Here is a 20,539-nt window from a genome sequence, read left to right on the forward strand (position 1 = left end):
CGCGAGCGGCGGGGGGCGACGGGGTCCTCCATCAGATGAGGGCGTCGAGCCCGTCGTCCGGCGGGAGCAACCCGGCGTCCACCGGCGGGCGGTGCGGCTGGTCCAGCCCCCGCATCCGCGCCGCGTGCAGCGCGAGCAGCAGGTTCAGCCGCAGCGTCGGGTCGGTGGTGAAGGGCCCGAGCAGCCGCTCCAGCTTCCCGATCCGGTAGCGCATCGTGTTGTAGTGGAAGTGCAGGCGGCGGGCCGACTCGGCCACGTTGAGGTTGGTCTCCAGCAGCACCCGCAGGGTCTCCCGCAGGTCGGCGGAGTCCGGGTCGGTCGCGTCGGCGAGCGCGCCGAGCACCTCGTCGACGTAGGACCGCAGCTCGGTGCTGTCGGGGATCAGCGACAGCAGCCGGAAGACCCCGAGCTGGTCGAAGTGGGTGACCGTCGCCGGCCCGTGGATCTCCTGCCCGACGCTCAGCGCCCGCTGGGCCTGCTGGTGGGCCTCACCCAGGGCCGACAGGGACCCGGCCGGTCGGCCGATGCCGGTGGCCAGCACCCGGCCCACCCGCCGCACCCGGGCGTTGACGCGGGAGGTGACCGCGGCGACCAGCGCGCTGATCTCCTCCGGGCTGCGCCCGTCCAGCGGCAGCACGGTGACGATCTCGGTCGACAGGCCGGCCACGGCGGCGCCGGCCACCTCCCCCTCCAGCGCCGACCGCCAGCCGTCGGCCAGCCGGTCGAGGACGTCGAGGGCGCGGGTGGGATCCGCGGTCGGGTCGGCGGCGGTCTCGGTCGCCGTCACCAGGACGACGACGGGCCCGTCCAGCCGCCAGCCGAACGAGCGCGTCTGGGCCAGGACCCGTTCGGTGTGCCGCAGCGAGCCCGCCACGAGCCGGCGGACCAGGTCGCCCTGGAAGCGCAGCTCGACCGAGTGCACCGCCTGCTGCCGGATGACCGACAGCGCGGCGACCACGGCGGCCCGCTCCAGCACCCCGCCGGCGCCCCACAGCAGCGGGCCGGTGCGGTGCACGGCGACGAGCCAGCCCTGCCGCTGCTCGCCGGCCACGATCGGCGCGACGGCGTACTCGCCCACCCCGCCGGGCAGCTGGTGGTGACCGGGGACGAGCAGGATGCCGTCGGCCGGGGAGAGGTCGGCGTCGGCGAGGACCTCGGCGGGGGTGACCACGGCCTGCACCGCCCGCTGCCCGGAGATGCGCCGCGCGGGCGCCATCTCGGCCATGAGGTCGTCGGCGGCGGCGTCGAGCAACCACAGCCAGTCGCTGATCTCGGTGACGTCGTCCACCGGCCCGGCGCTGGTGACGATCTCGCGGTCGGGGCCCAGGCCCAGGACGGCGGCGCCCTCCAGGTAGGTGGCCAGCTGGTCGGTCACCTCGGCCAGCCCGCCCCCGCTGAGCGCGACGTCGATGAACTGGTCGTGCATGCGCAGCGAGAGGGCCAGCGCCTCGCCCTGCTTGGCGACGACGGCCCCGAGCACCTCGGAGACGACCTCGTCCATCCGCACGTCGGCGGGTACCGCCAGCACCGGGAAGTCGCGCCGGTCGGCCTCGGCGAGCACCTCCGGGGGGACCGGTGCCGGCCCCTCGGTGCGCCGGAACGCCAGCCCGGCGGTGCCCATGGAGACCAGGCGCTCCACCAGTGCCCGGCAGTTGGCCGCGTCGGCCGGGGGCAGCCGGGCACCGAGCACGACGAGGACGTCGGGGCCGGCGACCGACAGCGGATCGGCGGGGTCGTCGACGACCATGTGCCGCACCAGGCGCTGGTTCCCCCCGGCCCCGGCGACGACCTGGGAGCCGGCCAGACCGGGCAGCCCGAGCGCCTCCTCCAGGGTGAGCCCGGACCGCTCCTGCCAGCTGGCCTGCTGGAGCCGGACCTCGGTCACCGGACCCCCTGCAGGGTGGCCGATGGGGCCGTGTTTGAGTGACCGTCGTCGCGGGTAGCACCGACGGCTTCCCTGACGCACCGGAATCGTGTCGTCACCCGGTGTACCTCTCCCCTGTGCGTCATGACAGTCCGTCACGGTTTCCTCATGGAGCGTTCGTGGTGTCGCTCCAGAGGTGTGGTCATTCTGGCAGGAGTCCCCGTCCCGCCGGGGTCATTCTTGGCGACATCCGCCATATTTCGGCCCGCGACGCGCCGAATAGGTTCGAAGCCCGGAACCACCCCGCTCGCTGGATGGTAGGTGGACACCGCTCCCCCGGTGCCCCGGCCCCCTTCGAGCGGGACGGCGCCGGGCGGGAGCGCCGGTCAGGGGGAGCTCCCGCCGCTCCAACGGGGAAGGGCCTCCGATGCGCACCGTCGACGACACCACACCGGCCGCCACCAGTCGCGGGCGGGCTGCCCGGGCCGGCGTGCCGACCATCCCGCTGCCCCGCGAGTCCGCGCAGGCGACCGCGCGCACCGCCGCCGTCTCCCGGGCCGCCAGCGCGGTGCCGGCCTCGGCCAGCACGGGCGTGGCCGAGCTGCTGCGCGGGCCGGTGCGGCCCGCACGGGTGCTCGCCAGCATGCCGGCCGCCGTCTACCTCCAGGTGTCCACCGACCGCGGCACCGACGTCGTCGGTGTGCTCACCAGCGACGCCGCCCGGTTGCCGCTGGCCTGCGTCCTGTTCCGGCCGAGCAACGGCCGGCCGCTCGTCGCCCTGCCCGCCGGCGCGCCGGCGGAGGTCGGTGGCGGCCGCGTCGTCGTCGGCGACCTCGCGGTGAGCGCCGCCGCGTGGTGGGACCCGCGGCCGAAGCTGCCCAGCCCGCGGCCGGCCCTGCTCCCCGAGGGCGTCCGCCAGCTCCGCACCGCCCTGTACGGCGACGAGCCGCACAGCGCCTTCAACCTGCCCGGACTGCCCGGCGGTCCCGGCGGCCCGCTCGCCGCGCTGCGCGGCGCCGTCCGCCGCGCCGACCTGGACGCCGCGCTGCGCACCGCCACCCGGCTGATCGGACTGGGCCCCGGCCTCACCCCGGCCGGGGACGACGTCATGGCCGGCACCATGGCGGGTCTGGTCCTCCTCGGGCACCCCGCGGCCGACCGCTTCGCCGCCGGCGTCCACGCACTCGCCGCGGGCCGCACCACCGAGCTGTCCCGGGCCCTGCTGCGGCACGCCGCGGCCGGGCGGGTCAGCGGCGAGTACGCCGCCGTCCTGCAGGGACTGGTCGGCGAGCGCCCGCTCGGGCCGGCCATCGCCGGGCTGATGGCGACCGGCTCCACGAGCGGCCGGGCCATGGCGCTGGGCCTGTCCACCGCGATCGACCTGGTCGACCGCACCACGCGCCCCCGCTGACCGCTCCCGCCGCGAGCCCCCGTCCTCCCGGACGGGGGCTCGCGGCGCATCCGGGTGGGCCGCACGGGCCGAGCCCATCGCGTCCGCGGACCCGCGCACCGTTGCCCCCGCACCGGCCGTCCGGAACCCTGTGGTGGCCGGCCCGGGGGCAACGGTCCGCGTGACCAGCAGGGGCGAGACGCCGGGGAGTCGCCGTGCCCTCCCGAGGACCGCTCAGATGCGGCAGGCGTGGATGCTCGTGACGAGGATGGCGCGGGCGCCGAGCTCCCACAGCTCGTCCATGAGCCGGTTGGTCTCGGTCTGGCGGACCATCGCGCGCACCGCCGACCAGCCCTCGGTCTGCAGCGGGCTGACCGTCGGCCCCTCGAGCCCCGGCGTGATCGCGGTGGCCCGGTCGAGCAGGTGGTTGGGGCAGTCGTAGTCCAGCAGCACGTACTGCCGGGCCACCAGGACCCCGCGCAGCCGGCGGCGCAGCTGCTCGATGGCCGGGCTCTCCTCGGCTCCACCGCGGCGCACCAGCACGGCCTCGCTGGCCAGCACCGGCTCGCCGATGATGTGCAGCCCTGCGGCCCGCAGCGTCGTCCCGGTCTCCACCACGTCGCACACGGCGTCGGCCACGCCGAGCCGGCAGGCGGTCTCCACCGCGCCGTCGAGCTTGACCACACCCGCGTCGATGCCGTTCTCGTCCAGGTACCGGCGCAGCAGCACGGGATAGGCGGTGGCGATCCGCCGGCCGGCGAGCTGCTCGGGCTTCTCGATGCCGGACTCCACCGGGCTGGCGAATCGGAACGACGAGCGGCCGAAACCCAGCGGCATGATCTCCACCGCGGAGGAGCCGTTCCCCTCGGCCGGCGCGGTCTCCAGCAGCATGTCCCGGCCGGTGATGCCGACGTCGAGGGTGCCGGCGGCCACGTAGACGGCGATGTCCCGCGGTCGCAGGTAGAAGAACTCGGTGTCGCTGTCGGGGTCGTAGACGGCGAGGTCCTTGGTGCTGCGCCGCTGCCGGTAGCCGCTCTCGGCGAGCATCTCGGCGGCGGGTTCGCTCAGGGCTCCCTTGTTCGGGACGGCGACGCGCAGCACTGGAGGTCTCCTCCGACGTGGGATGACGGGGCGGCCCTCGAGCAGGGCCCCGCGGCGCGCGGCGCGTGTCGTGGGGGGCTCGAGGGTCCTTCTTCAGAGGTGAGCGTAGACGTCGTCGAGCGCCAGCCCCCGCGCCAGCATGAGGACCTGCACCCGGTAGAGGAGCTGGCTGATCTCCTCCGCCGTCCGCTCGGGGCTCTCGTGCTCGGCGGCCATCCAGGACTCGGCGGCCTCCTCGACGACCTTCTTGCCGGCGGCGTGCACGCCGTCGCGCACGGCGGCCACCGTTCCGGAGGCGGGGTCGCCGGCGGCGACCTTGCCGGCCAGCTCGGCGAACAGCTCGTCGAAGGTCTTCACGCTCGTCCTCCCGGGGCCGGGTCCGCGGTGGACCCGGTGATCCGCTGCGGCGCACGGAGGGCGCGCAGGGTCAGTGCCGTGGCCAGTGCCGCGACCGCGGCCTCCCAGCCCTTGTCCTCGGCCGAGCCGGGCAGCCCGGCCCGGTCCCTGGCCTGGTCCTCGGTGTCGCAGGTCAGGACGCCGTTGCCGACCGGCCGGCCGGCGTCGAGCGAGACCCGGGTGAGGCCCGCGGTCACCGCGTCGCAGACGTACTCGAAGTGCGGGGTGCCGCCGCGGATCACGACCCCGAGCGCCACCACCGCGTCGTGCCGCTCGGCCAGCGCCTGGGCGACGACCGGGAGCTCGATCGCACCCGGCACCCGGGCGACGGTCGGCGCCGGCACCCCGCAGGCCGCGGCAGCCGCGACCGCCCGCTCCAGCAGCGCGCCGGTGATCTCGGCGTGCCAGGTGGTCGCGGCGATGCCCAGCGACAGCCCGGCGGCGTCGACCGGTTCCGCGGCCGGTGCTCCCTGCCCGCTCACGCGGCGTCCTCGCCGGCGCTCGTCGGCCACGTCCGCGGCCCCGCTGCTTCGGTCATCGGTGGACTCGCGAGCTCGTTCACAACCGCTGCTCCCGCTGGGCGAGGGGGACGACGGTGCCGGGGACGTCGTCGGGGCCGGACTCGGTCTCGGGCTCGAGGATGTCGAGCAGGTGGCCCATCCGGTCGCGCTTGGTGCGCAGGTAGGCCAGGTTCTCGGCGGTGACGTGGCTGGGCAGCGACACCCGGCCCAGGATGCTCAGCCCGTACCCCTCCAGCCCCGCCCGCTTGGCGGGGTTGTTGGTGAGCAGCCGCATGGTGCGGACGCCGAGGTCGACGAGGATCTGCGCGCCGGTGCCGTAGTCGCGGGCGTCGGCGGGCAGGCCGAGGTCGAGGTTGGCGTCGACGGTGTCGGCGCCGGCGTCCTGGAGCTGGTAGGCCTGCAGCTTGTGCAGCAGGCCGATGCCCCGGCCCTCGTGCCCGCGGATGTAGAGGACGACGCCGCGGCCCTCCTCGGCCACCCGGGCCAGCGCGGCCTGCAGCTGCGGGCCGCAGTCGCAGCGCAGGGAGCCGAAGACGTCGCCGGTGAGGCACTCCGAGTGCACGCGTACGAGCACGTCCTGCCCGTCGCCGATGTCGCCGACGACGAAGGCCACGTGCTCGCGCTCGTCGTAGGAGCTGCGGTAGCCGACCGCGGTGAAGGTGCCCGCCGGCAGCGGCACGATCGCCTCGGCGACCCGCTCCACCAGCTTGTCGAAGCGCTTGCGGTGGGCGATCAGGTCGGCGATGGACACCATGACCAGCCCGTGGGTGTCGGCGAAGGCGCGCAGCTCGTCGCTGCGGGCCATCTCGGTGGGGTTGCGCTCGCTGACGACCTCGCACAGCGCGCCCGCCGGGCGCAGGCCGGCCAGCACCGCCAGGTCGACGGCGGCCTCGGTGTGCCCGGGCCGGCGCAGCACCCCGCCGTCGCGGGCGCGCAGCGGCACCACGTGCCCGGGTCGGGTCAGGTCGGTCGGCGAGGTGTCCGCCCCGGCCAGCAGCCGGATGGTGGCGGCACGGTCGGCGGCCGAGATGCCGGTCCCGGTGCCCGCGCGGGCGTCGACGGTGACGGTGTAGGCGGTGCCGTGCCGGTCCTGGTTGACCCGGTACATCGGCGGCAGGTCCAGCCGGTCGGCGTCGGACTCGGTCACCGCCACGCACACGTACCCGGAGGTGTGGCGGACGGTGAACGCCACCAGCTCCGGCGTCGCCAGCTCGGCGGCGAAGATCAGGTCGCCCTCGTTCTCGCGGTCCTCGTCGTCGACCACCACGACGGCCCGGCCGGCCCGGATCGCGGCGATCGCGTCCTCGACGCGGTCCAGCCGCACCCGCTGCCCGCTCATCGGCGCGCCTCCAGCAGGCGCTCCACGTACTTGGCGACCACGTCGACCTCCAGGTTCACGGGGCTTCCCGGCGCGCGGGTGCCCAGCGTCGTCTCGCGCAGGGTGGTGGGGATGAGGCTCACCTCGAACCACGGCTCGGGGTCGTGCACGGCGCTCACGGCGCTGACGGTCAGCGACACGCCGTCCACGGCCACCGACCCCTTCTCGACCACGTACGGCGCCAGGGCCGGCGGCAGCGCGATGCGGACGACCTCCCAGTGCTCCCCGGGGGTGCGGGCCAGCACGGCGCCGACGCCGTCGACGTGGCCCTGCACGAGGTGCCCGCCCAACCGGGTCTGCGGGGTCACGGCCCGCTCCAGGTTGACCGGGTCACCGGCGGCGAGGGCGCCCAGGCTGCTGCGGCGCAGCGTCTCCGCCATGACGTCGGTGGTCCAGAGCCCGGCGCCGTCCCCCGCGCCGGCCGGCTCGACGCCGGTGACCGTGAGGCAGACGCCGTTGACGGCGATCGAGTCCCCGAGGGAGACCCCGCCGAGCACGGTGCGCGCGCGGATGGCGAGGACGGCGGAGTCCGCCTGCTCGTCGCGCCGGACGAGGCTGCCGATCTCCTCGACGATGCCGGTGAACACGGTCAGCTCCTCCCGTCCGGCCGCAGCCGGATCTCGACGTCCTGGCCCCGCCGCGCGACGTCGGTGACCGTCAGGGGCAGCGCTGCGGAGATCGCGCTGATTCCCAGGTCGCCCACCAGGGCGGCTCCCGCGCCGAGCAGCTTGGGTGCGATGTGCACCACCGCCTCGTCGACGAGGCCCTCGCGCAGGAACGCCGCGGCCAGCGTCGGCCCGCCCTCGAGCAGGAGCCGGCGCACGTCGCGGTCGTAGAGCTCGGCGAGCAGGTCCCTCGCCGTGGACGCGGAGCTGACCAGGGTGGGCGCCGCGCCGTCGAGGACGCGCGCGGTTCCCGGCAGGCGCCCCCGCCGGTCGACCACGACCCGCAGCGGCTGCCGCGGGGCGTCGCTCCCGTCGGGACGGCGCACGGTGAGCTGCGGGTCGTCGGTGACCGCCGTCCCCGAGCCGACGACGACCGCGTCACAGGTGGCCCGCAGCCGGTGCACCGCCTCGCGGGCCTCGGGGCCGGTGACCCAGCGGCTGCTGCCGTCGGCGGCGGCGACCCGCCCGTCGAGGGTCGCGGCCGCCTTCCACACCACGTGCGGCCGATGCTCGCGCACGGAGGTCAGCCACGAGGCGAGCGCCCCCGCCTCGGCCGCCGCCCGCTCGAGGCCCACCTCGACGGCGACCCCGGCGGCGCGCAGCCGCTGCGCGCCGCCCGCGGCCAGCTCGGTCGGCTCGGGGACGGCGATCACGACGCGGGCGACACCGGCCGCGAGCAGCGCGTCGACGCACGGACCCGTGCGCCCGGTGTGCGCGCAGGGCTCCAGGGTGACGACGGCCGTCCCGCCGCGCGCCCGCTCCCCTGCCTCGGCGAGCGCGGCGACCTCGGCGTGCGGACCGCCCGGCGGCGCGGTGGCTCCCTCCCCCACCGGAGTCCCGTCGACGGCCAGCACCACGGCGCCGACCGGCGGGTTCGGGCTGGTCCTGCCGAGCACCGACTCGCCCAGGGCCAGGGCTCGCGCCATCGCCATGCGCTCGCCCCACGGGCCGCTCGCAGCGGTCGGGGCGCTCACCCCGGGAACGCCGCGGCGGCCTGCGCCCGCAGCGCGGCGATCGCCCGTGCCGGGTCGTCGGCGCCGTAGACGGCCGAACCCGCGACGAAGACGTCGGCCCCGGCACCGGCGGCCTGCTCGATGGTGTCGGCGTTGATGCCGCCGTCGACCTCCACGAGCAGCTGCAGGTGGCCGGTGTCGACCAGGTCCCGGGCGCGGCGGACCTTGGGCAGGACCTCGGCGATGAACTCCTGGCCGCCGAAGCCCGGCTCGACCGTCATGACCAGCAGCGTGTCGAAGTCCCGGAGGACCTCGACGTAGTCGTCCAGCGGCGTGCCCGGCTTGATCGCCAGGCCGGCCAGGGCGCCGGCGGCGCGCAGGTCGCGGGCGAGGCCGCGGGGGTCGCCGGTGCAGGCCTCGGCGTGGACGGTGACGTTGCGCGCGCCGAGCTCGGCGTAGCCGGGCGCCCAGCGCTCCGGTGCCTCGATCATCAGGTGGCAGTCCAGCGGGACCGGGCTCACCCGCTGGATGGCCTCGACCACGGGCCGACCCAGGGTCAGGTTGGGCACGAAGTGGGCGTCCATGACGTCGACGTGCAGCCAGTCGGCGTCGGCCACGCGCTGCGCCTCCTCCGCGAGGCGGGCGAAGTCGGCCGAGAGCAGGCTGGGGGCGATCATCGGCGTCCGGGGCACGGGTGCCGAGTCTAGGCGGGGCGGGTGGGTCCCTTTCCGGGCGATGCCCGGGGCGCCGGCCGCGACGGTTCCCCCGACGCGCGGGGACGGGATCGAGCCGCCGCAGGGATGCCCAGCGCCGGTTCCCGGGCGACGTGCGCATCGCGGCGTCCCCGCGCCGGCCGGTCGCTGAGCAGCGAGGATGCCGGGGTGGCAGTCGTGGAGGCGGAGGTCGTGGTGCCGGTGGCGCCGGCGGTCGCCTTCGCGGTGTCCCAGACCACCGGGGAGGCCCGGTACCGGTGGGACCCCTTCGTCCGGGAACAGCACTTCCTCGACGGCGCGTCGGTGCCGGGCAAGGGGGTGCGGACGGCGACCCGCTCGCGCCACGGTCTCGGCATGGTCAGCGAGTACGTGAGCTTCGCGCCGCCCTCCCACGTCGGGATGCGGATGGTGCAGGGCCCCTGGTTCTTATCCGTGTTCGCCGGCAGCTGGCGCTTCACCCCGGTTCCGGGCGGGGGCACCCGCGCGGTGTGGCGCTACGCGTTCCGCTGCCGCCCGTCGTGGCTCGCACCGGTGGCCGAGCGCATCGGCACGGCCGTGCTGGGCCGGGACATCCGCCGCCGCATCGCCGGGTTCGCCCGCGGGTGCGCCGATCCCGAGGTCCTGGCGGCCGCCGGGTCGGCGTGACCCTGACGGCGTCCGGTTCCCTACGGTGAGCTCCTGGCCGGAGCGCCTGCGCGGGCAGGTCTCGTGCTCGCCGTGGTGGGTGGCGGAGCTGGTGGCGTTTCCCGGGATCGCCGTCGTCGGCGCCACCGCGGCGCTGTCCCGGTGGCTGGTCCGGTCCATCGCCGGTGCCCGCCGGTGGCTGGACAGCCCCCCGTCCCCGCCGACGGCGTCGGCGGGTGCTGAGGCGCCGTCGCCAGACGCGGCCGGGCAGGGTGATCCGCTCAGAGCCGGGGTCGACGCTCTCGCGCGCCTCGATCTGCCGCTCGTGGTGGGCGAGGACGGTGCGGTCCTGGTCATCGGTCAGGGACACCGGCGGTCAGCCCCACGCCGCGCCGCAGTCGCCTCCCAGGCCGCCGTGCCGGCCGTGCGTGCTGGTCGTCGGTGGGCCCGGAGCGGCACCGACGGGGTGGACGTCGTCATCGGGTGACCAGGCACCGCGGCACGGAAGCTGCGAGCCGGCGCGAGGGGCGTCGTCCCGGTCCTGGACGGCAGGTCCGGCGGCGATGCGCAACGGACGAGCCGGAGCTGTGGACAATCCTCTGACCTGGGGATTCTCCCCGCGGATCCGGGCCCGGGGTCGATAGAATCCGTACATGTGTTCGAGTAGCGGGTCGGGAGTGGACGAGGCCGGGCTGCACGCGCTGCCCGACGGTGAGCTGCTGGCCGAGGTCGCCGCCGCGGTCGCCGCGCAGAACCGGGCAGCCGCCCGGCTGGCCACGGTGGTGCGGGTCGCCGACGCCCGGACCGCCTGCGAGCACGACGGGCTGAAGACGATGCAGGCCTGGCTGCGCACCCACGCCGGGCTCAAGGGCGCCACCGCCGCCGGGCTGGTGCACCGCGGGCGGGCGCTGGCCCTGCTGCCGGCCACCGCCGCGGCGTTCGCCGCGGCGCGATCGGCGTCGAGCACGTCACCGAGATCGCCACGATCGCCGCGCCCCGGTCGGTGGCGATGGCCGCCGCGCAGGACGTCGACCTGGCCGAGGTCGACGCGGCACTGGCCACCATCGCGGCCGGGCGGACCTTCCAGACGCTGACCGAGGCGGTCAGCGACTACCTGGCCCGCCTGGACCCCGACGGGCCCGAACCCGAACCCGAGCAGCAGCGGTCGCTGCGGTTGCTCACCCATCCCGACCGCACCGTCACCGTCATCGCCCACCTCGATCCCGTCGGCGGGGAGAAGGTCAAGGCAGTCATCGAACCGATGGCCGCCCGATCGAGGACGGCCGGCGACGTCCGACGGCCCGACCAAGCACGCGCCGACGCGTTGGTGCAGTGGGCCGACACCACCCTCGCCGCCGGGGACGTGCCGATCCAGCGCACCCGCCGACCCGGCATCGCCGCCGTGCTCCCCCTGGCCGACCTGACCGACCCCGCCACCGGCAAGACCGCCGCGCGCACGGGATACGGCGCCACCATCTCCGCCGCCCGCGCCCGCTGGCTGGCCTGCGACACCACCGTCGCCCGCATCGTCATGGGCCCGAACGGAGAACCGCTGGACCGCGGCCGCCAGATGCGCATCGTGCCCGCCGCGCTCCGCCAGGCGCTGGACCTGCGCGACGGCGGCTGCGTGTTCGCCGGCTGCGACGCCCCCACCTGGTGGTGCGAGGCCCACCACCTCATCCACTGGGCCTTCGGCGGGCAGACCGCCCTGGACAACCTCGGCCTGCTCTGCGAACGCCACCACGGCAAGGTCCACCACGGCTACACCATCGACCGCGACGCCGACGGCGTCTGGCACACCCACCGGCCCGACGGCACCGAGATCATCCTCGACCGCGACCACCTGCTCCACGGCGAGCACCCGCCGGACGCCCACCGCGACCGCGACCCTGCCGCCGGCCTCGACGCCGCACGAGATCGCGACGAGCTCCTTGTCCCCGGCTGACCGCAGCCCCGTCCGGCTCGGCCGCCCGCGCACCCGCGCGGGCGGCCACCGGCACGTGCGCGGGCAGAGCTCAGCCGATGCCTATGGACATGACCGGACGGGCCTCCGGGCGCAGCCAGCGCAGCAGTGCCTGCAGGTTGCCGGGGTCGAGCGCGACGCAGCCGCCGGTCGCGAACTGGTTGGCGACGTGCAGGAAGAACGCCGACCCGGCACCGGGCACCGCCGCGGGGCGGTTGTAGTCGATGACGACCGCGTTGTCGTAGACCACGCCCATCGCCCACAGGTTCTCCGAGGCCCGCTCGTCGAACGGGCAGCTGCCAGGAGCGCACCGGACGTGCTCGTTGTACCGCGGGCTGCGCACGTCACCCACCCACCAGTCGTGGCCGTCCACGCGGCGGTACGGCAGCGCCGAACCCGGGTCCGGCAGCCGGCCGAAGGCCTCCGTCAGCGCGAACGTGCCGGCCGGAGTGCGGGCCAGGCCCTCCCGGGCCACCCCGATGCCGGCCGAGCCGACCCGCGCCGCCGTCGGACCCAGGACCGCCCGCCACCCGTTCGCGGTGCGCTCCCACGCAGTCAGCACGCCCCACGTCGACCCCGGCGCAGCGGTGACCGTGATCGCCTGCGTGCCCGGCGGTGACACGCCCAGCGGCAGTGGTCCGCCGCCGACCTGGGTCGCCCCGCGCAGGTACGTGCCCCCGGACGGCGTCCACCCGATCGACCCGAACTGGAAGTCCTGCGCGCGCCCCCCGCTGACGGCGTACTCGCCCGACGTCGGGAAGCCCAGGGCGCTGGTCTCCCAGCCCATCTGCGCCCACCGGTCCCGGATCGCGCCGAACACCGCGTGCGCCCCGGTCGCCGGCGACCAGTAGATCGAGCCGTGCTGGAAGTGGTTGTACCGCCCCCGCCCGTCCGGCGTGGACAGCTCGCTGGTGGTCGGGAAGCGCAGGACCGACGTCTCCCAGCCCATCTGCGCCCAGCGTTCGCGGATGGCCCCGTACACCGCGTGCGCCCCGGTCGCCGGCGTCCAGTAGACGAGTCCGCCCTGGAAGTGGCTGTACCGCCCGCGGCCGTCCGGCGTCGAGGTCTCGCTCGCCAGCGGGTACCCCAGGACGGACCGCTCCCAGCCCATCTGCGCCCAGCGGTCCCGGATGGCGCCGAGGACGCTGTGCGCCCCGGTCCCGGGCGACCAGTAGATGGACCCGTGCTGGAAGTGGTTGTAGCGGCCGTACCGGTCCGGGGTCGGCAGCTCGTCGGTCACCGGGTAGCCGTGGACCCCCGCGGGGCCGCCGGTCGCCTGGTAGCGCTGCAGGATCGCCCCGATGACGTGGTGGGTCCCCGTCGACGGCGAGCGGAAGACGTCGGCCTGGGCCGGCACCGCCCCCAGCGGCGCCAGCAGCCCGATGCAGCACCCGAGGACGACGACCAGCCGCCACCCCGCTCCCGACCTGCTCCTGCGCACGCGCACGCTCCCTCCGCCGACCACGTCCGGGGCACGCTAACCGGAACGGGACGGTCCGGGAGAGCCGGAGGAGGGGGGTGTGACGCGCGGGGCGCAGCGGTCAGCGGGTGCGGCGCAGCAGCGCCAGGAACATCGCGTCGGTGCCGTGCCGGTGCGGCCACAGCTGGCCGTACCGCCCGCGCTCGATCCCGGGGACCTCCGGGAGGAGCGGCGCGACCGGCAGGACCTCGACGTCCTCGCGTGCCGCGGCCGCCGTCACGACGTCCTCGGTCTCGGCGGCGTGCGGCGAGCAGGTCACGTAGGCCACCACTCCCCCGGGCCGCACCGAGGCCAGCGCACCGGCCAGGAGCTCACCCTGCAGCTCCGCCAGCGGGGCGACGTCCTCCGGGGTCCGGCGCCAGCGCACCTCCGGCCGGCGGCGCAGCGCCCCCAGCCCGGTGCAGGGCGCGTCGAGGAGCACCCGGTCGAACGAGCCGGCCGTCCACGGCGGCTCACGGCCGTCGGCCACCAGCACCTCGACGCCGTCCTCCCCGCGCAGCGCCTGGCGCACCAGTTCCGCCCGGTGCGGGGCCCGGTCGGCAGCGGTCAGCCGCACCCCGTCCGGGCGGACGGCGGCCAGCAGCCCGGACTTCCCGCCGGGGCCGGCGCACATGTCCAGCCACGCGGCGTCGGGCCCCTCGAGCGGCGCCCGCGCCAGCAGCAGCGCGGCGAGCTGGCTGCCCTCGTCCTGCACCGCCGCGGCGCCGGATCGCACCGAGGGCAGCCGGCCGGGATCCCCGCCACCGAGCCGGACGGCGTACGGCGACCAGGGGCCGGGCTCGCCCCCGGACTCCGCGGCCAGGTCCTCGCGCGGCAGCCGCCGGGCGACCAGGTGCACCTCGGGCGCGGCGTCGTCGGCCAGCAGCGCCGCCTCGAGCTCGCCGTCGCCCCCGAGCGCGTCGCGCCAGGCCTCGACGATCCACCGGGGGTGGTCGCTGGCCAGCGCCAGCCGCTCGTCACCCTCGGCACCCAACCGCTCCAGCCACGCGGCGCGGTCCCCTCCGGCGGCGACCTTGCGCAGCACGGCGTTGACCAGGCCGGCGGCGCCCGCACCGACGATGGCACGGGTGAGTGCCACCGTCGTGTCGACCGCCGCGTGCGCCGGCACCCGCAGGTCCAGCACCTGGTAGGCACCCAGCCGCAGCAGGTCGAGCACCCGCGGGTCGAGCTCGGCCAGCGGCCGGTCCACGAGCGTCGCCAGGACGGCGTCGAGCGTGCCCTGCGCCCGCAGCGCCCCGTAGGCCAGCTGGGTGGCGAAGCCGGCGTCGCGCGGCTCCAGCTCCCGCTCGCGCAGCAGCTGCGGCAGCAGCAGGTTGGCGTAGGCCTCGCGTGAGGAGACGGCGTCCAGGACGTCGTAGGCGGTCAGCCGGGCGCCGTCGAGCTGCGGACGCGGCCGCCGGGCCGGGCGGCTCCCCGGCCGGCCCCGTGCCGGGCCCCGGCCGCCGCGCCGCGGCGGACCGCTCATGCTCCGACCCGCTCGCCGGCCGCCGGCCGCGCCCCGCGCGCCCAGTCCGGTGCCGGCAGCATCCGCTTGCCGGCCGGCTGCACCTCGCCGAGCCGGACGGCGCCCCGCCCGGTGCCCACCAGGACGCCGGTCGGCCCGACCGACACCTCCCCGGGCTGGAGCCCCAGCGACGTCGGCAGCGGCTCGACCGGTCCCAGGCGCAGGCGGTCCCCGCGCCACGTCGTCCAGGCACCCGGCGCGGGGGTCACCCCGCGCACCCGCCGGTCGACCACGTGGGCGGGCAGGGACCAGTCGACCTGCGCGTCGGCGACCTCGATCCGCGGCGCCAGGCTGATCCCCTCGGCCGGCTGGGGCTGCGGCTCGAGCGCGCCGGCGGCGATCCCGTCGAGGGTGGCCAGCAGCAGCTGAGCACCGCTGACGGCGAGCCGCCCGAGCAGGTCGCCGGCGGTGTCCCGGGGGCCGATCGCCTCGGTGACCGTGCCGAAGACCGGGCCCGTGTCGAGGCCTGCCTCGAGCCGGAAGGTGGAGGCGCCGGTGATCTCGTCGCCGGCCATGACCGCGTGCTGCACCGGGGCCGCCCCACGCCACGCCGGCAGCAGCGAGAAGTGCAGGTTGACCCAGCCGTGCGGAGGCAGGTCCAGCGCTGCCTGCGGCACCAGGGCGCCGTAGGCGACCACGGGCGCGCAGTCGACCGCGAGCCCGGCCAGCTGCGCCAGGAACTCCGGGTCGCGAGGCGAGCGGGGCTGCAGCACCGGCACACCCGCGGCGTCGGCCCGCTCGGCGACCGGGGAGCGGCTCAGCGAGCGGCCTCGGCCGGAACGGGAGTCGGGCCGGGTGAGGACGGCGACCACCTCGTGCTCCGAGCCGAGCAGGAGGTCCAGCGAGGGGACGGCGGGCGCCGGGGTGCCCGCGAACAGGAGCCTCAGTGGGGGCTCACCTCCACCCGCGGCAGGTAGGCGCCCCAGCCGGTCCACTCGGCCTGGGCCAGGGCGGCCAGGGCGGCCTCACGGGCATCCGGGTCCAACCGGTCGACGAACAGCACGCCGTCCAGGTGGTCGACCTCGTGCTGCACCGCGCGGGCCAGCAGGTGCGAGCCCTCGATGCGCACCGGGTCGCCGTGCATGTTCCACCCGGTGGCCGCCACGTGCAGGTGCCGGCGGCAGTCGTAGGCGTAGCCGGGCAGCGACAGGCAGCCCTCGGGGCCCTCCTGCTCCTCCTCGCCGACCAGGGTGACGTCGGGGTTGACCAGGTGGCCGAGCTCGCCGTCGACCCGCCAGGTGAAGACCCGCAGGCCGACACCGATCTGCGGCGCGGCCAGACCGGCGCCGCCGGCGGCCTGCATCGTGTCGGTCAGGTCGGCCACCAGCTGCCGCAGCTCGGCGTCGAAGTCCACGACCGGCGCGGCCGGGGTGCGCAGCACCGGGTCGCCGTAGAGCCGGATGGGGGTCACGCTCACCGGACGATCGTAGGCGGCGGCCCGCGCGGGCCCTCTACGGTCACGCTCGTGACCGCTCTGCGCCTCCACCGCGTCCGGGCCCTCACCAGCAGCCTGGTCGAGGGCGTCGCCGTCGGTGCCGTCCTGGCCGGCCGGGAGCACCCGCCCTGGTCCCGCAGGCGGGTGCTCACCGCGGCGGCTGCCGGGCTGGCCGTCGTCGGCGACCAGCTCAGCGCCGAGCTGCCCCGCGCCCTGCGGGACAGCTGGGCCACCGGCGAACCCGGGCCTCCGCCACCGCACGAACGCCTGGCACGGGTGCACGGCGGCATCCGGGCACTGGGCCTCGGCCTGCTCGTCCAGGTGCTGGACCGGCCCGTGCGGGACCGGCTCGCGCTGTCCGGCGTCCGGCGTCCGCACCGCTGGTGGGGCGCAGCCGTCGCGCTCGCGCACACGGCGGTCCTGGTGCCGGTCCACTGGCGCCTGGCCGCCGACCGGTACGCGGCCGAGCTGGCGCGGGACGCGGCCGTCGAGGCGGAGCTGCAGCGGATCGTCGCCGGAGCCTGACCGCGGGCACGCCGCGGTGGCGCGCTCGGTCGGCCGCGGCCGCCACGGCCGCGGCCACGTGCAGCTGCGTCGTCGGGAACAGCGGCAGGTCGACGTCACCGGGACCCAGCAGCAGCTCCAGCTCGGTGCAGCCCAGGACGACGCCGGCGGCGCCGTCGGCCGCCAGCCGTGCGACGACGCCGCGCACCGCCTCGCGGGACTCCTCGCGGACCACCCCAGGCACAGCTCCTCGTAGATCACCCGGTGCACCAGCGCGCGGTCCTCCGCCGCCGGGACGACGACCTCGAGCCCGTGCCCGGCCAGCCGCTCGCGCAGGAACGGCCGCTCCATGGTGAACGCCGTCCCGAGCAGCCCCACCCGGGTGAGGCCTGCGGCGCGGACGGCGTCGGCGGTGACGTCGCCGATGTGCAGCAGCGGCACGTCCAGCACCGCGGGGCCTACCGCGCGCTGCTCTCCCGGCTCATCCCGCCGAGCAGGCCGATCGTCCGCACCGGGGCATCACACCAGCTCGGTCGGGTCCAGCTGCACCCGGACGTGCTCGGCGACCTTCTTCGCGCTGCGCACCCCCTGCACCTCGGCGAGCGCCTGCGCCAGGGCCGCGCCCTCGGCCCGGGACGTGCGCACCAGGTACCGCTCGCGCTCCCCCTCCTGGCCGGGCCGGGGCTGCTCGGGCACCGGGCCCAGCAGGTCGGCGTCGGCGGGCAGCCGGAGCGCGGCCAGGAAGTCCGCCAGCGCCTCCGGGGAACCCGACAGCGAGGCCATCCGGGTCGCCGGGGGGAAGCCCAGCTCCCGCCGGTCGGCCAGCTCCCGCTCGGCCAGCCAGCCCGGGTCCCAGCGGACCAGCGCCTGGACGACGGGGTGCGCCGCGTCGGCCGCGACGACCACCTGCCCCCCGGCGGACGCGGGCCGGACGAGGGTGGCTGCGTTCATCCACCGGCGCAGCGTCTCCTCGCCTGCGCGCAGGTCGGCCCGGCCCAGCAGGGCCCATGAGTCGAGCAGCAGCGCCGCACCGTAGCCCCCCTCGGCCACCGGTTCCGCACCCGGCGTGGCGACGACGAGCGCCGGCCCGTCCGGCACGACCGGCAGGACCCCGGACGAGCGGCCCGACACCCGCACCGCGGCCCCGGGGAACGCCCGCCCCAGCTCCTCCGCGGTCCGCGAGGCGCCGACCACCGAGGCGCGCAGCTTCGTGCTGGAGCAGTGCGGGCAGTCGAAGGCCGCCGCCGGACGGGCGCACCAGCGGCAGGCGGGCACCCGAGAGCCACCCGGGCCCGGGGTGGACGCGATGCCCAGCGGCCCGGAGCAGGCCGGACAGCGGGCCGGCGCCCGGCAGCGGTCGCAGGACAGCCCCGGGGCGTAGCCGGCCCGGGGCACCTGCACGAGCACCGGCGCCCCGGCGGCGAGAGCCTCCCGGGCGACCCGGTGGGCGAGGCTGGGCAGCCGGGCGGTGCGCGCGGCCGGGTCGCGGGCCAGCTCGGCATCGGCGCCGAGCGCCTGCACGCGGGGGGCGGCCGCACGCAGGGCCGAGCGATCGGCGGCGAGCTCGTGTGCCCAGCCGCTCTCCACCAGCAGCGCGGCCTCCGCGGTCCGGGCGGTGCCGGCCACCACCGCGGCGCAGCCGGCCAGGTGCGCGCGGTGCACCAGGACGTCGCGGGCGTGCGCGTACGGCCCGCGGGGCTCGGCGTGCAGGTCGTCGCCGTCGTCCCAGATCGCCACGAGACCGAGGTCGGCGACCGGCGCGTAGACCGCGGCCCGCGTGCCGAGCACCACCCGCGCGCTGCCACGGACGGCGTCCAGGAACCGCCGGTAGCGGGCGTCGGGTGCGGCGTCGGCACGCAGGACGACGACGGAGCCCTTCGGCAGCCGCGCGGCCGCTGCGGCCGCCAGCCGGTCCAGGTCGCGTCCGTCGGGGACCACGACCAGCGCGCCGCGGTCGCCGGACAGCGCGGCCTGGCACAGCTCGGCCAACCGGGCCGGCCAGTCCTCTCCCGGCAGCGCCGTCCAGACCGCGCGCGCCGGGCGACCCTCGGCGAGGGCGGCCAGCAGGGCCGGGCCGGCCGGGTAGCGGGCGAAGCCCGCCGGGTCGGGCGGCGACGGGGGCGGCGGGCGCTCCGCGGCCGGGCGCTTCTCGGCGGCCGCGCGGCGCGGCGGGATCGCCAGCCGCAGGACGTCGGAGAGGGTGCCGCCCCAGCGGTCGGCCACGGCCCGGGCCAGCGCCGCGACCTGCGGGGTGAGCACCGGCTCCGGTGACACCAGCCTGGCCAGCGGTGCCAGCGTGCCCTGGTGCTCGGTGGTGGACGCCAGCTCGAGGACGAACCCGTCGACGAGCTGGCCGGCGAAGCGCACCCGCACCCGGCACCCCGGCCGCACGTCGTCGACCAGCTCGGGTGGCACCGCGTAGTCGAAGGGCCGGTCCAGGTGGGCCAGCGGCACGTCGACGACCACCCGGGCCACCAGGGGGTGCGCGGGGAGGCCGGGAGTCGTCGTCATCGCTCCGGCGACGCTACCGACGGGCTACGACAGCGGCGCAGCCACCGGGGCGCCGGTGACCCGCTCCCCGGAGGGGAACGGGCCACCGTGGCCGACGGCCCTTGTAGCGGGGTCCTGCCTCAGATGCCGCAGGCGGCGCGCAGCGCGTCGACGCGGTCGGTCCGCTCCCAGGGCAGGTCGACGTCGGTGCGGCCGAAGTGGCCGTAGGCGGCGGTCGGCCCGTAGATCGGGCGCAGCAGGTCCAGGTCGCGCACGATGGCGCCCGGGCGCAGGTCGAACACCGAGGTGATGGCCTTCTCCAGGACGTCGTCCGGCGCGGTGCCGGTGCCGTGGGTGTCGACGAACAGGCCGACCGGGTGCGCGGCGCCGATCGCGTAGGCGACCTGCACCTCGCAGCGGCGGGCCAGGCCGGCGGCGACGACGTTCTTGGCCACCCAGCGCATCGCGTAGGCGGCGGAGCGGTCGACCTTCGACGGGTCCTTGCCCGAGAAGGCGCCGCCCCCGTGCCGGGCCATGCCGCCGTAGGTGTCGACGATGATCTTGCGACCGGTCAGGCCGGCATCGCCCATCGGACCGCCGATGACGAACTTGCCGGTCGGGTTGACCAGCAGCCGGTAGTCGCCGGTGGGCAGGCCGAGCGCGGCGAGCTCGGGCTCGACCACGAGCTCCTTGACGTCGGGGGCGAGCAGCTGCTCGATCGAGATGTCCTCGGCGTGCTGGGACGAGACGACGACGGTCTCCACGCCGACCGGCCGGCCGTCCTCGTAGACGACGGTCACCTGGGTCTTGCCGTCGGGGCGCAGGTAGGGCACCGAGCCGTCCTTGCGCACCGTCGACAACCGCCGGGCCAGCCGGTGGGCCAGCGCGATGGGCAGCGGCATGAGCTCGGGCGTCTCGTCGGTGGCGTAGCCGAACATGAGGCCCTGGTCGCCGGCGCCCTGGCGCTCGATCTCGTCGTCGGCGGCGCCGGCGGTCCGGGCCTCGTAGCCGGTGTCGACGCCCTGGGCGATGTCCGGCGACTGCGCGCCGAGGGAGACGGAGACGCCGCAGGAGGCGCCGTCGAAGCCCTTGCGGGAGGAGTCGTAGCCGATCCCCAGCACGGTCCTGCGGACGATGTCGGCGATGTCGACGTAGCCGGCGGTGGTCACCTCACCGGCGATGTGCACCTGGCCGGTGGTGATCAGCGTCTCGACGGCGACCCGGCTGCGCGGGTCCTGCTCGAGCATCGCGTCGAGGATGGCGTCGCTGATCTGGTCGGCGATCTTGTCCGGGTGGCCCTCCGTCACCGACTCGGACGTGAAGAGGCGGCGTGGCACGAGAACTCCAGGGGGTCGACGGACGATGTCGTCGTGCACGCTACCGGCGGGCGGCGCGGCACGGGCATCGAGGCGTACGGGCGGGCGGGCGCTCAGCCCAGTCTTCCTGTCCCTACCGGTGACGCCTGGCAGGCGTGAAAATGTGGTCGGGCCGCCCGCCGACGTCGGTTCCCCGCCTGGGACACGATCCCGTAGCTCAGTCTGACGCTGGGGCCTGGACC

The 20,539-nt window shown here is 76.6% G+C and carries 20 protein-coding genes and 2 pseudogenes; 6 read left to right on the forward strand and 16 right to left on the reverse strand.

The features are described 5' to 3' along the window. Positions 1-31 precede the first annotated feature (31 nt). On the reverse strand, positions 32-1,885 hold the full coding sequence (locus ACK586_RS17835; protein WP_409331839.1) for a PucR family transcriptional regulator: 1,854 nt from the start codon (positions 1,883-1,885) through the stop codon (positions 32-34). Positions 1,886-2,291: 406 nt separating this feature from the next. Between ACK586_RS17835 and ACK586_RS17840 the strand changes: the two genes are divergently transcribed. Then, on the forward strand, positions 2,292-3,275 hold the full coding sequence (locus ACK586_RS17840; RefSeq protein ID WP_409331840.1) for an oxamate carbamoyltransferase subunit AllH family protein: 984 nt from the start codon (positions 2,292-2,294) through the stop codon (positions 3,273-3,275). 213 nt (positions 3,276-3,488) lie between these two features. Here ACK586_RS17840 and hisG read toward each other — a convergent pair whose 3' ends face one another. The 7 genes from hisG to rpe all read right to left on the reverse strand — a co-directional run bounded on the left by hisG (position 3,489) and on the right by rpe (position 8,960). Beyond that, positions 3,489-4,355 (reverse strand): ATP phosphoribosyltransferase, encoded by an 867-nt coding sequence (gene hisG / locus ACK586_RS17845; RefSeq protein WP_409331841.1) that lies wholly within the window; start codon positions 4,353-4,355, stop codon positions 3,489-3,491. A 93-nt stretch (positions 4,356-4,448) separates the two neighbouring features. Next, entirely contained in the window at positions 4,449-4,712 is a 264-nt protein-coding gene (locus tag ACK586_RS17850; protein WP_409331842.1) for a phosphoribosyl-ATP diphosphatase, read from the reverse strand. Next, positions 4,709-5,233, reverse strand: coding sequence for a 6,7-dimethyl-8-ribityllumazine synthase (gene ribH, locus ACK586_RS17855; RefSeq protein WP_409331843.1), 525 nt, complete (start codon positions 5,231-5,233; stop codon positions 4,709-4,711). The genes ACK586_RS17850 and ribH overlap by 4 nt, the downstream gene beginning before the upstream one ends. A gap of 76 nt (positions 5,234-5,309) precedes the next feature. After that, entirely contained in the window at positions 5,310-6,611 is a 1,302-nt protein-coding gene (locus ACK586_RS17860) for a bifunctional 3,4-dihydroxy-2-butanone-4-phosphate synthase/GTP cyclohydrolase II (protein WP_409331844.1), read from the reverse strand. Next, positions 6,608-7,237, reverse strand: coding sequence for a riboflavin synthase (locus ACK586_RS17865; RefSeq protein WP_409331845.1), 630 nt, complete (start codon positions 7,235-7,237; stop codon positions 6,608-6,610). The genes ACK586_RS17860 and ACK586_RS17865 overlap by 4 nt, the downstream gene beginning before the upstream one ends. A 2-nt stretch (positions 7,238-7,239) precedes the next feature. Then, a complete protein-coding gene (gene ribD, locus ACK586_RS17870) occupies positions 7,240-8,289 on the reverse strand; it encodes a bifunctional diaminohydroxyphosphoribosylaminopyrimidine deaminase/5-amino-6-(5-phosphoribosylamino)uracil reductase RibD (RefSeq protein ID WP_409331846.1) in 1,050 nt (349 codons plus the stop codon). Further along, a complete protein-coding gene (gene rpe, locus ACK586_RS17875) occupies positions 8,286-8,960 on the reverse strand; it encodes a ribulose-phosphate 3-epimerase (RefSeq protein WP_409331847.1) in 675 nt (224 codons plus the stop codon). Before rpe ends, ribD begins: the two co-directional genes overlap by 4 nt. Positions 8,961-9,149: 189 nt before the next feature. On the opposite strand from rpe, the gene ACK586_RS17880 reads away from it, so the two are divergent. From ACK586_RS17880 to ACK586_RS17895, 4 genes are all read left to right on the forward strand, one after another. Next, positions 9,150-9,626: an SRPBCC family protein gene (locus ACK586_RS17880; protein WP_409331848.1), complete on the forward strand. Its 477-nt coding sequence runs from the start codon at positions 9,150-9,152 to the stop codon at positions 9,624-9,626. A 25-nt stretch (positions 9,627-9,651) separates the two neighbouring features. Then, a complete protein-coding gene (locus tag ACK586_RS17885) occupies positions 9,652-10,092 on the forward strand; it encodes a hypothetical protein (protein WP_409331849.1) in 441 nt (146 codons plus the stop codon). A 166-nt stretch (positions 10,093-10,258) separates the two neighbouring features. Continuing rightward, positions 10,259-10,699, forward strand: a complete 441-nt coding sequence (locus ACK586_RS17890) for a hypothetical protein (RefSeq protein ID WP_409331850.1) — start codon at positions 10,259-10,261, stop codon at positions 10,697-10,699. After that, positions 10,591-11,550 (forward strand): HNH endonuclease signature motif containing protein, encoded by a 960-nt coding sequence (locus tag ACK586_RS17895; RefSeq protein WP_409331856.1) that lies wholly within the window; start codon positions 10,591-10,593, stop codon positions 11,548-11,550. Before ACK586_RS17890 ends, ACK586_RS17895 begins: the two co-directional genes overlap by 109 nt. Positions 11,551-11,620: 70 nt before the next feature. Here the strand turns inward: ACK586_RS17895 and ACK586_RS17900 are convergent, their stop codons facing one another. The 4 genes from ACK586_RS17900 to def form a co-directional block, all read right to left on the reverse strand. After that, positions 11,621-13,009, reverse strand: a complete 1,389-nt coding sequence (locus ACK586_RS17900) for a L,D-transpeptidase family protein (RefSeq protein WP_409331851.1) — start codon at positions 13,007-13,009, stop codon at positions 11,621-11,623. A gap of 100 nt (positions 13,010-13,109) precedes the next feature. Further along, a complete protein-coding gene (locus tag ACK586_RS17905) occupies positions 13,110-14,513 on the reverse strand; it encodes an RsmB/NOP family class I SAM-dependent RNA methyltransferase (RefSeq protein WP_409331852.1) in 1,404 nt (467 codons plus the stop codon). Next, complete coding sequence (gene fmt, locus ACK586_RS17910; protein WP_409331853.1) at positions 14,510-15,487, reverse strand: methionyl-tRNA formyltransferase; 978 nt, start codon at positions 15,485-15,487, stop codon at positions 14,510-14,512. The genes ACK586_RS17905 and fmt overlap by 4 nt, the downstream gene beginning before the upstream one ends. Further along, positions 15,436-15,969, reverse strand: coding sequence for a peptide deformylase (def, locus tag ACK586_RS17915; RefSeq protein ID WP_409331857.1), 534 nt, complete (start codon positions 15,967-15,969; stop codon positions 15,436-15,438). Before def ends, fmt begins: the two co-directional genes overlap by 52 nt. Before the next feature lie 48 nt (positions 15,970-16,017). Here def and ACK586_RS17920 point away from each other — a divergent pair, with 48 nt between their 5' ends. Next, positions 16,018-16,512 (forward strand): hypothetical protein, encoded by a 495-nt coding sequence (locus ACK586_RS17920; protein WP_409331858.1) that lies wholly within the window; start codon positions 16,018-16,020, stop codon positions 16,510-16,512. A gap of 106 nt (positions 16,513-16,618) precedes the next feature. Here ACK586_RS17920 and ACK586_RS17925 read toward each other — a convergent pair. The 4 genes and pseudogenes from ACK586_RS17925 to metK form a co-directional block, all read right to left on the reverse strand. Further along, a pseudogene (locus ACK586_RS17925) lies at positions 16,619-16,735 on the reverse strand (hypothetical protein); the annotation flags it as partial. A gap of 23 nt (positions 16,736-16,758) precedes the next feature. Continuing rightward, a pseudogene (locus ACK586_RS17930) lies at positions 16,759-16,941 on the reverse strand (aspartate/glutamate racemase family protein); the annotation flags it as partial. A 69-nt stretch (positions 16,942-17,010) separates the two neighbouring features. Beyond that, positions 17,011-19,002, reverse strand: a complete 1,992-nt coding sequence (locus ACK586_RS17935) for a primosomal protein N' (protein WP_409331854.1) — start codon at positions 19,000-19,002, stop codon at positions 17,011-17,013. 119 nt (positions 19,003-19,121) lie between these two features. Continuing rightward, positions 19,122-20,318 (reverse strand): methionine adenosyltransferase, encoded by a 1,197-nt coding sequence (metK, locus tag ACK586_RS17940; RefSeq protein WP_409331855.1) that lies wholly within the window; start codon positions 20,316-20,318, stop codon positions 19,122-19,124. Between the last annotated feature and the right edge of the window lie 221 nt (positions 20,319-20,539).

The organism is Trujillonella humicola (assembly GCF_046233715.1).
Lineage (GTDB): Bacteria > Actinomycetota > Actinomycetes > Mycobacteriales > Geodermatophilaceae > Trujillonella > Trujillonella humicola.